The organism is Bifidobacterium sp. LH_419, from assembly GCF_056356955.1.
The window spans coordinates 1-917 of the sequence record NZ_JBKEVG010000034.1; the positions used below are offsets into that span (position 1 = coordinate 1).

A 917-nucleotide genomic window follows, 5' to 3' on the forward strand; every position below is an offset into this window, starting at 1 on the left:
TACACGTTCGCGTACGACACCACGAACCCGCCGACTCCGAAGCCGCAGCCTACGCCTGCGCCGAACACTGGTAGCGTCCTGTCCAAGACGGGTGCCGCCGTGGCGGGCGTGCTGGGTGTGGTCGCCGTGCTGGCCGCCGCCGGCGTCGCCCTGACTATCTGGCGCAAGCGCCAGGCCTAACGGTTCTCTAAGCCCCCTCTGACGAGGGGGCTGTCGGCCGTAGGCCGACTGGGGGAGAGACAGCGGCCCCCAGCCGCTCCTAGTCTTGCGCACAACACCACAACCCCAAGGGGCCGTGAGCGAGAATTCCATCCCAGAATCCCCGCCCACGGCCTCTTGTCGTATCCATGGTGCCTGCTCGCTGGTTTTGCCCGCCGTAGGCGTCGGCGCATGCCACATAAGCTCGTGAGAGCGGAGTTGTGGCAGGGCGGCTGCCGCAACTGGGGGAAATCGCGCTGGGAGAGGCTTGTGTGGCGCGCTGTGACTGCGTGCATCTGGGTTTTCGGATGCGCTGCCTCGTTTCTTAGGCGCATTGCGTGTTGCTTAGGTTGATGTGCCGTGGATCGGGCACGGGGCCTCGATGAGACAAGCGCCGGAGGCGTTTGTAGGCGATGCGCGAGCCGACAGGCGAACCGGCATAAGGCCAGCCACCATTGCCTCCCTCTGCGAGGGAGGTGTCATCGCGAAGCGATGACGGAGGGAGAGAAGAAGAGCGGCCGCAGGCCGCGGGGATATTGCATCGGCCGCAGGCCGATTCCGTTTCCCGCGGCCTGCGGCCGCTGTCTCTCCCCCAGTCGGCCTACGCCGGGAGCCCGACCGCAATCAAGGACGGCCTACGGCCGACCTCATATCAGCTCGCTGTCGCTCGCCTTCGCCTACGGAGAGCCCACCGGGCTCTCCGCTTCACGGCTCAGCCC

1 protein-coding gene is annotated in these 917 nt (G+C 66.7%); it reads left to right on the top strand.

The features are described from left to right. The coding region (locus AC1AYX_RS10395) for a hypothetical protein (RefSeq protein WP_476503411.1) at nucleotides 1-180 on the top strand (180 nt) is incomplete at its 5' end. Nucleotides 181-917 lie beyond the last annotated feature (737 nt).